Genomic DNA, 13,584 nt, shown 5'->3' on the forward strand with positions numbered 1-13,584 from the left:
TGATCAGGAACCGATCGCTGCCTGGATGTCGGCGATCATCTTGTCCCAGGTGGTGATCGGGTCGGCACCGCCGACGATCGCTGCCTCGGTCACGCCCCAGAAGCTCCACACGGAAGCCATCTCGGGGATCGAGGGCATGGGCAGGGCGTCAGCACCGACGGCACGGAAGCCGGCGATGATCGGGTCCTCCGCGGCGGCCTTGTCAGCCGAGACGGTGAGGGCCGGCGAACGGTTGCCCGCCTTGTACAGGGCCGTCTGGGCCTCCTCGGTCGAGAGGAAGTTGACGAGGAAGTCGTTGGCGACGAGCGCGTTCTTGCTCTGGTTGCTGAGGTAGAAGCCCTGCACGCCCACGAACGGCTGCGCGGTCTGGCCACCGGCGCTCGGGATCGGGTCGATCGCGAGGTCCAGGCCCTCGAAGGACTCGATCATCCACGGGCCGCCGACGATGAAGGGCGACTCGCCGTTCTTGAAGGCCTCGACCGCGATGTCGTACGTCGTGTCCTGGCTGAGCGTGCCGGCTGCGCCCTGCGCACCGAGCCACGTCGCAAACGCCTGGCCCTCGGGGCCGCCCATCGCGAGCTCGGAGCTGTAGGAGCCGTCCTCGTTCTGCGCGAACACGGGGGCGCCGAACGACGTCTGGAACGGGTAGTGCGTGTAGGGGTCACCCTTGGCGCCGTCCGACTGGACGAGGATCGGGAACTTGGTCCCGGCGGCCTGGCCGGCGGCGACGGCCTCGTCCCACGTGGCGGGGGCGGTCGCGGCGAGCGCGGTGTTGCGGATCAGGGCGATGTTCTCGGTCGCGTAGGGCAGGCCGTAGACCTGGCCGTCCTGCGTGAAGGCCTCGATCGAGACCTTCTCGAACTCGGCGGCCTTGTCGCCCAGCTCGAGCGGTGCGACGACACCGTTGGTCGTGAACTCGCCGAGCCAGTCGTGCGCGCCGACCGTGATGTCGGGGCCCTTGCCCGTCGGGACCTGCGCGAGGAAGTCCGCGCGGATGTCGTCGAAGTTCTTGAGGACGACCTCGACCTTGGTGCCGGTCTCGGTCTCGAAGGCCTTCGCGGCATCGGTGACCGCGGCCTGGCGGGTCTCGTCGACCCAGACCGTCAGCGCACCAGTCGTGTCCTCGGACCCCGTGGTGGGGTCGTCTCCGCTACCGCCGCCGGAGCAGGCTGTGAGCGCCAGCGTGGTGCCGAGCGCTGCGGCAAGAAGGATGCTCCGTCGCATCTGAGTCACTCCCAAGCAATCGAGATGTCAGCCGAGGGTGGCGAACCTGCCCTCCTCGGCCCTGATGGGGACGACCGTACGACGCCGGGTAGCCATGATGCAAGCGCTTGCGGTAACTTTCATGCAACGCATTGCACATCACGGTGAAACAGCTCATCGCGCACCGCCTCCGGGACTGCGACATCCAGCCCGCGAGCAACCAGGACGAGGAGGTCCGGTGTCCCCTACACTCCCCCACGTGCGTACCCGTCTCACAGATCTGGCCGAGCAGGCCGGCGTCAGTACTGCGACGGTCTCGCGCGTCCTCAACGGCAAGGTCGGCGTTGCGAGCGAGACGCGCCAGGCCGTCCTCGCCGCTCTCGACCTCCTCGGGTACGAACGCCCGGAGAAGCTCCGCAACCGTTCCGCCGGCCTGGTCGGCCTGATCGTCCCGGAGCTGACGAACCCCGTCTTCCCCGCGTTCGCCCAGGTCGTCGAGTCCCTGCTCTCGGAGCACGGCTACACGCCCCTGCTGTGCACGCAGTCGCCGGGCGGCACCACCGAGGACGAGTACGTCGAGATGCTGCTCGACCACGCGGTCGACGGCATCGTCTTCATCTCCGGCCTCCACGCCGACACCCAGGCCAGCCACGAGCGCTACGAGCGCCTGCGCAGCCGCGGCATGCCGATCGTGCTCGTCAACGGCTACGCACCGGGCGTGGACGCCCCGTTCGTCTCGCCCGACGACGTCGCGAGCGTCGAGCTCTCGGTGCGCCACCTGCAGTCGCTGGGGCACCGCAAGATCGGTCTCGCGATCGGTCCGGGACGCTTCGTCCCGGCCCAGCGCAAGCTGGCGAGCTTCGCGGACTCCCTCGTGCGGCACGGGCTGGTCGACGACGCCGACCAGGCCTCCGAGCACATCGTGGTCACGCTCTTCACGGTCGAGGGCGGGCAGGCCGCGGCCGGCGAGCTCATCGACTCGGGACACACCGCGATCGTGTGCGGCTCGGACCTCATGGCGCTCGGCGCCATCCGTGCCGCACGGTCGCGCGGGCTACGCGTCCCCGAGGACGTGTCGGTCGTCGGCTACGACGACTCGCCGCTCATCGCGTTCACGGACCCGCCGCTCACGACCGTGCGCCAGCCGGTCGCCGCGATGGGCCAGGCGGCCATCAGCGCGCTGCTCACGGAGATCTCCGGCGACCGGGCGCCCCGGTCGGAGCTGTTGTTCCAGCCGGAGCTGATCGTGCGCGGGTCGACGGGCGCCGCGCCGAGCGGTCGACTCGACAACCCCTAGCCGCAAGCGCTTACACTCGGACGACGGCTCGACGCGACAGCCCTTCTGTCGCGCCCTCGGTCGCCGTTCCGGTGATCCCCGAGGCGCTCGCGCCCGGATCCCCGCTCGGACCGTCGTACCGCAGCCGGTGCACGGCCCGGCGCCACCCAGAACTCGCAGCACCCAGCCACACCCCGCACAGTGAGGACCTGTACTCCATGTCTCGTATCGATTCGACCACGGCGCCCGAGGTCGACTCCGCCACGGCGCTCACCGCCACCCAGCTCGTCCACGCCGCCCACGAGGGCCCGGGCGAGTGGTGGCGCGACGCCGTGATCTACCAGGTCTACCCGCGCTCCTTCGCGGACGGCAACGGCGACGGGATCGGCGACCTGCCCGGGGTGACCGCCCGCCTGCCGCACCTCAAGGCGCTCGGGATCGACGCCGTCTGGCTCTCGCCCTTCTACCGCTCGCCCCAGAAGGACGCCGGCTACGACGTCTCCGACTACCGCGACGTCGACCCGCTGTTCGGCACGCTCGCCGACTTCGACGAGATGCTCGCGAAGGCCCACGAGATGGGCATCCGCGTCATCGTCGACGTCGTCCCGAACCACACGTCGGACCAGCACGCCTGGTTCGTCGAGGCGCTCGCCGCCCCCGAGGGCTCGCCCGAGCGTGCCCGCTACCTGTTCCGCGAGGGCAAGGGCGAGAACGGCGAGCTGCCCCCGAACAACTGGCAGTCGATCTTCGGCGGCCCGGCCTGGACCCGTGTGACCGCTGGCGCGGACGCGCACGTCGTGACCGGCGCCGAGGGCGAGGTGCCCGGCCAGTGGTACCTGCACATGTTCGACTCGACCCAGCCCGACCTCGACTGGAGCAACCCCGAGGTCCGCGCCGAGTTCGAGGACGTCCTGCGCTTCTGGCTCGACAAGGGTGTGGACGGTTTCCGCATCGACGTCGCGCACGGCATGGTCAAGCAGGACGGTCTGCCCGACTGGGACGGCACCGTCTCGATGGTCGAGGGCACCGACACGGGCGCCCCCGAGGACGGCTCGACCGGCGCCGGCAACTCCGGCCCCATGTTCGACCAGGACGGCGTGCACGACATCTACCGCGCCTGGCACAAGGTCCTCGCCGAGTACGACGGCGACCGCGCCCTCGTCGCCGAGGCCTGGGTCGAGCCGCTCTCGCGACTGGCACGCTACGTGCGCCCCGACGAGATGCACCAGGCCTTCAACTTCTCGTTCCTCACCACGGCCTGGGACGCCGCCCCGCTGCGCGCTGTCGTCGCCGCGTCGCTCAACGCGTCCGACGAGGTCGGCGCGCCCACCACCTGGGTGCTGTCGAACCACGACGTCGTGCGCCACCCCTCGCGCCTGGGCCTGGCCGAGCCGGGCCTGCGCCCCAACGGGATCTTCGCGCACGAGCCCCAGCCCGACGAGGAGCTCGGCCTGCGCCGGGCCCGCGCCGCGAGCCTGCTCATGCTCGGCCTGCCGGGCAGCTCCTACCTGTACCAGGGCGAGGAGCTCGGGCTGCCCGAGCACACGTCGCTGCCGAACGAGGTCCGCGAGGACCCCGCGTTCTTCCGCACCGAGGGCGCCGAGGCGGGCCGCGACGGCTGCCGCGTGCCGCTCCCCTGGTCGGCCGAGGCCCCCGGCCTCGGGTTCGGCCCCACGGGCAAGACCTGGCTCCCCCAGCCCGAGTCCTACAAGGCCCTCGCGGCCGACGCGCAGTACGGCGTCGCCGGCTCGACGTTCGAGATGTACAAGGCCGCGCTCGAGATCCGCAAGGCCGAGAACCTCGGCGCGGGCTCGCTCGCCTGGGTCGACGCCTACGCGGACTCGACCGACGTGATCGCGTTCCGCAACGGCGACGTGGTGGTCCTGGCGAACCTGGGCTCCGAGCCCGTCGTCCTGCCCCGCGGCGCGCAGGTGCTGGTCGAGAGCGGACCCACGTTCTCCGACCGCAGCGCCGACCCGCAGGTGCGCGTGCCCTCCGACACCACGGTGTGGTTCCGCGCGTGACCTGGTAGCCCGGGCTGCCCGACGGCCCGCACGACGACGGCCCGGTACCGGAGGATCTCCTCCGGCGCCGGGCCGTCGTCGTGCCTGCCGTGGCCTCAGCCGCCGGAGACGCTCAGCTCGGCCTCGCGCAGCTTCTCCTCGAACTCCTCGGAGAGCTCGCGCGAGTCGAGCCAGCCGTACGGCAGGTGTGGCTTCTTGGGCGAGCCGGCGCGGCCGCGCTGCCCCTCGGCGGCCTCGCCCGGGTAGGGCTGGTCGAGGTCGAGCGCGTCGAGCTTGCCCCGCAGCTCGTCGAGCGTCGAGACCATCGCGAGACCCTGACGCGCCTCGCCGCCCACCGCATAGCCCTTGAGGTACCAGGCCATGTGCTTGCGCAGGTCCCGCATCCCCTTGCCCTCGTCCCCGCCGAAGTACTCGATCATGAGCTCGCCGTGGCGGTAGATGGTCTCGGCGACCTCGCGCAGGCCGGGCGTCACGCGCGCGTCCGAGCCGGAGAAGGCCGCGGCCAGGTCCGCGAAGAGCCAGGGCCGCCCCTGGCACCCGCGCCCGACGACGACGCCGTCGCATCCCGTCTCCCGCACCATGCGCACGGCGTCCTCGGCCGACCAGATGTCGCCGTTGCCGAGGACCGGGATCTCGGTCACGGTCTCCTTGAGGCGCGCGATGGCGGACCAGTCCGCGGTGCCGCTGTAGTAGTCGGCGGCGGTCCGCGCGTGCAGGGCCACGGCCGCGACGCCCTCGCGCTGGGCGATGAGCCCGGCCTCGAGGTACGTCAGGTGGTCGTCGTCGATGCCCTTGCGCATCTTGATCGTGACGGGCACGCCGTACGGCTCGGCCGCCTTGACCGCAGCGCGCACGATCGAGGTGAACAGGTCCCTCTTCCACGGCAGCGCCGAGCCGCCGCCCTTGCGCGTGACCTTGGGCACGGGGCAGCCGAAGTTGAGGTCGACGTGGTCCGCCCGGTCCTCGCCCGCGATGATCTTGACCGCGGCGCCGACCGTCGCGGGGTCCACGCCGTAGACCTGGGCCGAGCGGGTCTTCTCGTCGTCCTCGAACGTGACGATGCGCAGCGACTCCTCGTTGCGCTCGACGAGCGCACGGCTGGTCACCATCTCGGCGACGTACAGGCCTGCGCCGTGCTCGCGGCACAGCCGACGGAAGGCGGCGTTGGTCACGCCCGCCATGGGGGCCAGGACGACGGGGGTCTCGACGACGTGGGGCCCGATCCGCAGGGGCGGCAGCACGTGTCCGGTTGCGGGCGCCGGGGTCTCGGGCGCACGCGTGGCGTCGGAAAGGGTGGGGAGGGTCACCCGGCCATTCTCCCACCAACCCCCGGCAGGAGAAAAAGGGCCGCCGTCCACGGGTGGACGGCGGCCCTTCTCCGGCCCCGGAGGGGCGGGCGTGCTAGGCGCCGAGGAGGCGGGCGCCCAGGTACGCGGTGACCTGGTCGAGCGCGACGCGCTCCTGGGCCATGGTGTCCCGGTGACGGATCGTCACGGCCTGGTCGTCGAGCGTGTCGAAGTCGACCGTGATGCAGAACGGGGTGCCGATCTCGTCCTGGCGGCGGTAGCGGCGGCCGATCGCCCCGGCGTCGTCGAAGTCGACGTTCCAGAACTTGCGCAGCTCGGCGGCCAGGTCGCGCGCCTTGGGCGAGAGCTGCTCGTTGCGGCTCAGCGGCAGGACCGCGGCCTTGACGGGCGCGAGACGCGGGTCGAGCCGGAGCACCGTGCGGACGTCGGTGCCGCCCTTCGCGTTGGGCGCCTCCTCCTCGTGGTACGACTCGACGAGGAAGGCCATGAGCGAACGCGTCAGGCCCGCGGCGGGCTCGATGACGTACGGCACGTACTTCTCGTTGGTGACCGGGTCACGGTAGGTGAGGTCCTTGCCGGAGTGCTCGGAGTGCGTCTTGAGGTCGAAGTCCGTGCGGTTCGCGACGCCCTCGAGCTCGCCCCACTCGGAGCCCTTGAAGCCGAAGCGGTACTCGATGTCGACCGTGCGGGTCGAGTAGTGCGACAGCTTCTCCTTCGGGTGCTCGTAGAGGCGCAGGTTGTCGCGGTCGATGCCGAGGTCGACGTACCAGTTGGTGCGCAGGTCGATCCAGTACTGGTGCCACTCCTCGTCCGTCCCGGGCTCGACGAAGAACTCCATCTCCATCTGCTCGAACTCGCGCGTGCGGAAGATGAAGTTGCCCGGCGTGATCTCGTTGCGGAACGACTTGCCGATCTGGCCGATGCCGAAGGGCGGCTTCTTGCGGGCCGCGCCGACGACGTTCTGGAAGTTCACGAAGATGCCCTGCGCGGTCTCGGGGCGCAGGTAGTGCATCCCGGACTCGTCCTCGACCGGGCCGAGGTACGTCTTGAGCATCATGTTGAAGTCGCGGGGCTCGGTCCACTGGCCGCGCGTGCCGCAGTTGGGGCAGGCGATCTCGGCGAGGCCGCCCTCGGGGGCGCGGCCCTTCTTCTCCTCGAACTCCTCGATCATCTGGTCCTCGCGGAACCGCTTGTGGCACGAGAGGCACTCGGTGAGCGGGTCGGTGAAGACGCCGACGTGGCCCGAGGCGACCCAGACCTCGCGCGGGAGGATCACGGAGGAGTCGAGGCCCACCACGTCGTCACGGCTCGTGACCATGGTGCGCCACCACTGCTTCTTGATGTTCTCCTTGAGCTCGGTGCCGAGCGGCCCGTAGTCCCAGGCGGACCGGGTACCGCCGTAGATCTCGCCCGAGGGGAAGACGAACCCGCGCCGCTTGGCGAGGGAGACGACGGCATCGAGTCGAGAAGGCGCAGTGGCCACAGTTGATCACTCCAGGGAAATCGTGCGTACCCCGCACGTGGCTTCGTGCGGGACGTTGCGGGACGCCGGTGCCCCGGCCGTCGCCGTGAGGCGGACGGCCCCGCGGGCACCAACGTCCCAGGTTACTCGGTCTTTCCCTGGGGGGAGAGCGCACGAGGGGGCGCGCCGGCCCGACGGTGAGCGGCGCCGTCGGGCCGGCGGTTCCCCCGGGTGGGGTGTCGGCCAGGCCACACCGACCCTTGTTGACATTCGTTATCAATATCAGTGACGATGGATGCCATGCCCCGCCACCTCCTCCGCCACCGCGCTGCCCTCGCCACGTCCGTCGCCCTCGCGACGACGCTCACCCTGGCGGCCTGCGGGTCCGGGGGCACGTCGGGCGGCGGCGGGTCGGGGGGGCCGGACGGCGCGGACGGTGCCGTCGACGTGCTCGCCTCGTTCTACCCCCTGCAGTTCGTGGCCGAGCGCGTCGGCGGCGACCGGGTCACGGTCGCCAACCTCACGCCGCCCGCAGCGGAGCCCCACGACCTCGAGCTCTCCCCCGCCCAGGCCCGCTCGATCGGAACGGCCGACCTCGTGGTCTACCAGTCCGGCTTCCAGGCCGCGGTCGACGAAGCCGTCGACGCCCGCGACCCGGCACACCTCGTGGACGCGACCGAGGCCGCAGGCCTCGAGGAGCACCCGGGCGAGTCGACCACGGACGCGGCCGAGGGGACGGCCACCGAGGACGAGCACGCCGCGCACGACGACCACGCGGACGACGGGCACGACCACACGTCGGAAGGCGGCCTCGACCCGCACTTCTGGCTCGACCCCGCCCGCCTGGTCCCGGTCGCCGAGCAGGTCGCGGCCGAGCTGAGCGCGGTCGACCCCGACGGCGCCGACGAGTACGCGGCCAACCTGGAGACCCTCACGGCCGACCTGACCGCGCTCGACGCCGAGTACGAGGCCGGCCTCGCGAGCTGCGCGAGCCCGTACCTCGTCACGTCGCACGAGGCGTTCGGCTACCTCGCCGAGCGCTACGGGCTCGAGCAGGTCGGGATCACGGGGATCGACCCCGAGGCCGAGCCCTCTCCCGCCCGGCTGCGCGAGGTCGCCGACATCATCCGCGACCACGGCGTGACCACGATCTTCTTCGAGACCCTCACGAGCCCCAAGGTGACCCAGACCCTCGCGCGGGACGTCGGGGTCCAGGCCGCGGTGCTCGACCCGCTCGAAGGCCTGAGCAAGGACGGGACCGACTACCTTGGCGTCATGCGGACCAACCTGGAGGCGCTGCGCACCGGCCTGACCTGCGCATGAGCACCTCGTCCCTGACCTCTCCGGACCACCCCGCGGACCGCGCCGCGGGGACACCCGCGATCGAGGCCCGCGGCGTGCACGTGCGGCTCGGCAGCAGCGACATCCTGCGCGGCGTCGACCTCACGGTCGAGCGCGGCGAGGTCGTCGCGCTGCTCGGCGCGAACGGCTCGGGCAAGTCGACGCTCGTGAAGTCCCTCGTGGGCATCGTCCCGCTCGCGGCGGGGCACGTCCGTCTCCTGGGGGCCGAGCTCGGCCCCCGGGTCCCCTGGGCGCACCTGGGGTACGTGCCGCAGCGCGTCTCGGCGCAGACGGGCGTCCCGTCGACGGCCGAGGAGGTCGTCGCCTCAGGCCTGCTCCACGGCCGTCGCATCCGCCTGCCGCGCGGCTGGCGCACCACGGCGCGCGAGGCGCTCGACCGCGTGGGCCTCGCCGACCGGGCACAGAGCGCCGTGCACGAGCTCTCGGGCGGGCAGCAGCAGCGGGTCCTCATCGCCCGGGCGCTGGCGCGCAGCCCCGAGCTGCTCATCCTCGACGAGCCCGTCGCGGGCGTCGACCAGCCCAGCCAGGAAGCGTTCGCCGCGACGCTCACCGAGCTCACGCGCGGTGGCATGACGGTCCTGGTCGTCCTGCACGAGCTGGGCGCGCTCGCGCCCCTCATCCAGCGGTGCGTGGTCCTGCGGCACGGCCTCGTGGTGCACGACGGCGCCCCGCCGCAGGCGACCGCCGAGCACGCCGGCCCCGACCACGAGCACCTGCACCCGCACGGGGACGACGCCGAGCACGGCACCTCCGCCGGGATCGACATGGGCCTCATCGACGCCCCGCTCACGCACCACAACCCCGCCCCCGCCCGCATCGACCGTGGAGCCGCCTCATGAACGCCCTCGACGAGCTGGTCGGGATGCTCACCGACCCCTTCATGCAGCGCGCGCTCGTCGCGGCCGTGCTGGTCGGCGTGACCGCGCCGGTCATGGGGACCTACCTCGTGCAGCGCAAGCTGTCGCTGCTCGGCGACGGGATCGGGCACGTGGCCCTCACGGGCGTGGCCCTGGGCTGGCTCGTCGGCGGCGCCATGGGCGTCGTGCCCGACGACGCCCTCGCCATCCCCGGTGCGGTCGTCGCGGCCGTGATCGGCTCCGTGATCATCGAGATCGTGCGCGAGCGCGGCCGCACGAGCGGTGACGTGGCGCTGGCCCTGATGTTCTACGGCGGCATCGCGGGCGGCGTCCTGCTCATCGGCGTCGCCGGCGGCAGCTCGGGCAACCTCATGCAGTACCTGTTCGGGTCGATCTCGAGCGTCTCCCCGACCGACCTGTGGCTGACCCTGATCCTGGGAGTGCTCATTCTCGCGGTCGGCATGGGGCTGCGCGCCGCGCTGTTCGCCGTGAGCTACGACGAGGAGTTCTCGCGGGCCTCGGGACTGCCGGTCCGGGCCCTCAACATCGCGATCGCCGTCATCGCGGCCCTCACCGTGACCGTGGCCATGCGTGTCGTCGGCCTGCTGCTCGTGAGCGCCCTCATGATCGTGCCCGTCGCGATCGCGCAGCTCGTGACGATCTCCTTCCGACGGACCATGGCGCTGGCCATGGTGATCGGCGTCGTGGTCTGCGTGGTCGGGCTGTCCGTCACGTACTGGCAGACTCTGTCCCCGGGGGCCACGATCGTCGTCCTGGCGATCGCCCTCTACGCGGTCGTGGCGGTCCTGCGGCCCGTGCTCGTGCGGCGCAGGCCGCGCACGTCGCACGACCCGCACCCCGACATCCCCGACGACGTCCACGTGGAAGGTGGCGAGCGATGCAGCGCATGACCCGTCAACGGGCAGCGGTCTCCGAGGCCCTGGAGGACCTGCCCGACTTCCGCAGCGCGCAACAGCTCCACGAGCTGCTGCGCGCTCGCGGCGATGCCGTGGGTCTGGCGACCGTCTACCGCACCCTGCAGACCCTGGCCGACGGCGGAGACGTCGACGTCCTGCGCACCGAGGACGGCGAGAGCCTGTACCGCAAGTGCGAGCGGACCGAGCACCACCACCACCTGGTGTGCCGCTCGTGCGGCAAGGCCGTCGAGATCGACGGCCCGACCGTCGAGACCTGGGCCTCCCAGGTGGGATCCGCGCACGGCTTCACGGACATCCAGCACACGATCGAGCTCTTCGGCACGTGCGAGGCGTGCCGCGCGAAGCAGGCGTCGTGAGCGTGCTGCTCCTCCTGGGCCCGACGGCGTCGCTCACGTCCGCGCCCTCCCTCGCGCGGGGCGTGGAGGTCGTCACCGCGGCGGACGGTTCGACGGGGATCTTCACGATCGACGGGGTCCCGTACTGGATCATCTACGCCGCGGCCTTCGCGATCGTGTTCGTCCGCGCGCAGGCCACGTACTGGGTCGGTCGCGGCGTCGCTCGCGGCACGGGCAACACCCGGTGGGCCCGCCGCCTCGAGAGCGAGCGCGCCCAGCGGGCGATCGCCACGATCAACAAGTGGGGGCCCATCGCGGTCACCCTGTCGTTCTTCACGGTCGGGGTCCAGACCGTCATCAACCTGACGGCGGGCTACACGCGCATGCGGCTCCCGCGCTACCTCGCGGCGCTGCTGCCGGGGTGCGCGATCTGGGCTGCCATCTGGACGACGATCGGGATCGCGGCGTTCAACACGGCCGTGCTGCTCGCGGCAGGCAGCCCGGTCGGGCTGGTCGTGCTCGTGCTGCTCGTCGCCGGGCTCGTGGCATGGGTCGTCGTCGCGTCGCGGCGACGCCGCTCACGTGCCGCCCGCGACGACGACGCGACCCTCGCGACGTCGTCGGGCAACGACGCCCCGGCCAGGACCGAGGCGACGGACGGGCCGCCGCGGACGACCGGGAGCAACCCGTTCGGTGACGTCGCGGACCTGCTGCTCGACGCCCCGGACGACGGCCCCGGCCCCACGCAGGCGCGTCGTACGCGCAGCGACCCCGCGGACCCCTCGGCCGAGCCCGCGGAGCCCGAGCGCGACTGAGCTCCTCAGGAGATCTCGGTCGCGCTCTCGTCCGCCTCGCCCACGCAGAACTGGTTGCCCTGCGGGTCCGCGAGCACCGACCACCGGTAGCCGGGGATCGTGTGCTCGGCGACCAGCGAGGCTCCGTCCGCCAGCAGGCGCGCGACCTCCGCCGCACGGTCGGCGGTCGACGCGTCGAGGTGGATCCTGTTCTTGCCGGGCGTCGGGTCCTCGACCTTCTGGAACCCCAGCACGGGCCCCGTGCCCTCCTGGGAGGGGACGACCTCGAGGAACCAGCCGTCGGCCTCGTCGATCACCTTCCCGCCCGTCTGCCGGGCCCACCACTGCGCCAGCGGGCGCGGGTCGGTCGAGTCCACCGTGACCATACCGATCGAAAGAGTCATACCCGGCAGGGTAGCGAGGGGCACCGACACGTGCACACGGTCGAAGCCCGCCAGGTCAGGGGATGTCGGCCGACTCTGCCGACTTGTCGATCGCCCCGCCGTAGCGCCGGTCACGGCTCGCGTACTCCTCGACCGCACGCCACAGGCTGCGCCGGTCGACGTCGGGCCAGTGCTCTGGCAGGAAGACCATCTCGGCGTACGCGGCCTGCCAGATCATGAAGTTCGACGTCCGCTGCTCGCCCGAGGACCGCAGGAACAGGTCCACGTCCGGCAGGTCGGGCTCGTCCAGGTACTTCGCGACCGTCTTCTCGGTGACCTTCCTCGGGTCGAGCCGGCCCGCGGCGACCTCCCGCGCGATGGCCTGCGCGGCGTCCGCGATCTCGGCGCGCCCGCCGTAGTTCACGCACATCGTGAGCGTGCACGTGTCGTTGTCCTTGGTGAGCCGCTCGGCGTCCTCGAGCTCCTTGATGACCGAGCCCCACAGACGCGGCCGACGCCCCGCCCAGCGCATGCGCACGCCCCAGCTGCTCATCTCGTCACGACGGCGCCTGATCACGTCCCGGTTGAACTGCATGAGGAAGCGGACCTCCTCGGGTGAGCGCTTCCAGTTCTCGGTCGAGAACGCGTACGCCGAGACGTGCTTGACGCCGATCTCGATCGCGCCCGCCACGACGTCGAGCAGCGCGGCCTCCCCGGCCTTGTGCCCCTCGGTGCGCGGGAGCCCCCGCTCGTTGGCCCACCGACCGTTGCCGTCCATGACGATCGCGACGTGGTTCGGCACGAACCGGGCCGGGATGTTCGGCGCCGTCGCCCCCGACGGGTGCGGCGGGGGCGGCTGGATCCCTCGCCCCATCAGGCCTCTCCCCCGGCCCGCGGAGTACCCGCGTCGTCTCGTTCCACCATCCGCAGTGATCGCAACGTTCTCTCCAGGTGATATTGGCTGTAGGCGGCCACGAGGCCGCTGGCTTCCTTGCGGTGGCGCACGTCCGACGCGTCCGCCACGTCCCACTCGCCCGCGAGCAGCGCCGCGAGCAGGGAGAAGGTCTCGGGGGCCGGGGACGTCGACCCCGGCGGCCTGCACCGTGAGCAGACCGCCCCGCCCAGCGCCACCGCGAACGACCGGTGCGGGCCGGGCTCGCCGCAGCGCGAGCAGTCGGTGAAGCTCGGCGCCCACCCGGCGACCGCGAAGGCGCGCAGGAGGTAGGAGTCGAGCACCAGGCCCGGCGCGTGCGCGTGCCCCGCGAGCGACCGCAGCGCTCCGGCGAGCAGCCAGAACTGCTGGACGGCAGGCTCCTTCTCGGCCTCGACGAGCCGCTCGGCCGTCTCCAGCATCGCGGCCCCCGCCGTGTACAGGCCGTAGTCCTCGCAGATCGCGCGCGCATAGGGCCCCACGGTCTCCGCCTGCGTCACGACGTCGAGCGACCTGCCCACGTGGAGCTGGACGTCGACGAACATGAACGGCTCGAGCCGCGCCCCGAAGCGCGAGGACGTGCGGCGCACGCCCTTGCCCACGGCCCGGACCTTGCCGTTCTCGCGCGTGAGCAGGGTGACGATGCGGTCCGCCTCGCCCAGCTTCTGGGCGCGCAGGACGATCGCTTCGTCTCGGTAGAGGACCACTCCCC

General features: G+C 71.9%; 13 protein-coding genes. 7 read left to right on the top strand and 6 right to left on the bottom strand.

Features of this window, described 5'->3' with window-relative positions; translation table 11 throughout:
• Window positions 1-3 precede the first annotated feature (3 nt).
• Window positions 4-1,224, bottom strand: coding sequence for a sugar ABC transporter substrate-binding protein (locus JOD48_RS12655; RefSeq protein WP_191788997.1), 1,221 nt, complete (start codon window positions 1,222-1,224; stop codon window positions 4-6).
• Window positions 1,225-1,462: 238 nt separating this feature from the next.
• On the opposite strand from JOD48_RS12655, the gene JOD48_RS12660 reads away from it, so the two are divergent.
• Both JOD48_RS12660 and JOD48_RS12665 read left to right on the top strand, forming a co-directional pair.
• Window positions 1,463-2,500 carry a LacI family DNA-binding transcriptional regulator gene (locus JOD48_RS12660; protein WP_307824130.1) on the top strand — a complete coding sequence of 346 codons (1,038 nt, stop codon included), beginning with the start codon at window positions 1,463-1,465 and terminating at the stop codon, window positions 2,498-2,500.
• Between the two features lie 197 nt (window positions 2,501-2,697).
• The gene (locus tag JOD48_RS12665; protein WP_191788995.1) at window positions 2,698-4,503 is read left to right on the top strand and encodes a glycoside hydrolase family 13 protein; all 1,806 of its coding nucleotides are present in this window, start codon (window positions 2,698-2,700) and stop codon (window positions 4,501-4,503) included.
• 95 nt (window positions 4,504-4,598) lie between these two features.
• Here the strand turns inward: JOD48_RS12665 and dusB are convergent, their stop codons facing one another.
• Together dusB and JOD48_RS12675 are read right to left on the bottom strand one after the other, a co-directional pair.
• Window positions 4,599-5,810, bottom strand: a complete 1,212-nt coding sequence (dusB, locus tag JOD48_RS12670; RefSeq protein ID WP_372440737.1) for a tRNA dihydrouridine synthase DusB — start codon at window positions 5,808-5,810, stop codon at window positions 4,599-4,601.
• A 94-nt stretch (window positions 5,811-5,904) separates the two neighbouring features.
• A complete protein-coding gene (locus JOD48_RS12675; RefSeq protein ID WP_191788994.1) occupies window positions 5,905-7,293 on the bottom strand; it encodes a glycine--tRNA ligase in 1,389 nt (462 codons plus the stop codon).
• Between the two features lie 279 nt (window positions 7,294-7,572).
• Between JOD48_RS12675 and JOD48_RS12680 the strand changes: the two genes are divergently transcribed.
• From JOD48_RS12680 to JOD48_RS12700, 5 genes are read left to right on the top strand one after another with little or no spacing between them, the layout of a single operon-like run.
• Complete coding sequence (locus tag JOD48_RS12680) at window positions 7,573-8,595, top strand: metal ABC transporter substrate-binding protein (RefSeq protein ID WP_204809411.1); 1,023 nt, start codon at window positions 7,573-7,575, stop codon at window positions 8,593-8,595.
• The gene (locus JOD48_RS12685; protein ID WP_191788992.1) at window positions 8,592-9,473 is read left to right on the top strand and encodes a metal ABC transporter ATP-binding protein; all 882 of its coding nucleotides are present in this window, start codon (window positions 8,592-8,594) and stop codon (window positions 9,471-9,473) included. Before JOD48_RS12680 ends, JOD48_RS12685 begins: the two co-directional genes overlap by 4 nt.
• Window positions 9,470-10,402, top strand: a complete 933-nt coding sequence (locus JOD48_RS12690; RefSeq protein WP_204809413.1) for a metal ABC transporter permease — start codon at window positions 9,470-9,472, stop codon at window positions 10,400-10,402. The genes JOD48_RS12685 and JOD48_RS12690 overlap by 4 nt, the downstream gene beginning before the upstream one ends.
• Entirely contained in the window at window positions 10,390-10,785 is a 396-nt protein-coding gene (locus JOD48_RS12695; protein WP_191788991.1) for a Fur family transcriptional regulator, read from the top strand. The genes JOD48_RS12690 and JOD48_RS12695 overlap by 13 nt, the downstream gene beginning before the upstream one ends.
• Window positions 10,782-11,579 carry a DedA family protein gene (locus tag JOD48_RS12700; protein WP_307824131.1) on the top strand — a complete coding sequence of 266 codons (798 nt, stop codon included), beginning with the start codon at window positions 10,782-10,784 and terminating at the stop codon, window positions 11,577-11,579. The genes JOD48_RS12695 and JOD48_RS12700 overlap by 4 nt, the downstream gene beginning before the upstream one ends.
• 5 nt (window positions 11,580-11,584) lie before the next feature.
• Here the strand turns inward: JOD48_RS12700 and JOD48_RS12705 are convergent, their stop codons facing one another.
• From JOD48_RS12705 to recO, 3 genes are read right to left on the bottom strand one after another with little or no spacing between them, the layout of a single operon-like run.
• A complete protein-coding gene (locus JOD48_RS12705; protein ID WP_191788990.1) occupies window positions 11,585-11,962 on the bottom strand; it encodes a VOC family protein in 378 nt (125 codons plus the stop codon).
• Window positions 11,963-12,017: 55 nt separating this feature from the next.
• Window positions 12,018-12,815, bottom strand: coding sequence for an isoprenyl transferase (locus JOD48_RS12710; protein WP_191788989.1), 798 nt, complete (start codon window positions 12,813-12,815; stop codon window positions 12,018-12,020).
• Entirely contained in the window at window positions 12,815-13,579 is a 765-nt protein-coding gene (gene recO, locus JOD48_RS12715; protein ID WP_138824114.1) for a DNA repair protein RecO, read from the bottom strand. The genes JOD48_RS12710 and recO overlap by 1 nt, the downstream gene beginning before the upstream one ends.
• Between the last annotated feature and the right edge of the window lie 5 nt (window positions 13,580-13,584).

The organism is Oerskovia paurometabola (genome assembly GCF_016907365.1).
GTDB classification, from domain to species: domain Bacteria; phylum Actinomycetota; class Actinomycetes; order Actinomycetales; family Cellulomonadaceae; genus Oerskovia; species Oerskovia paurometabola.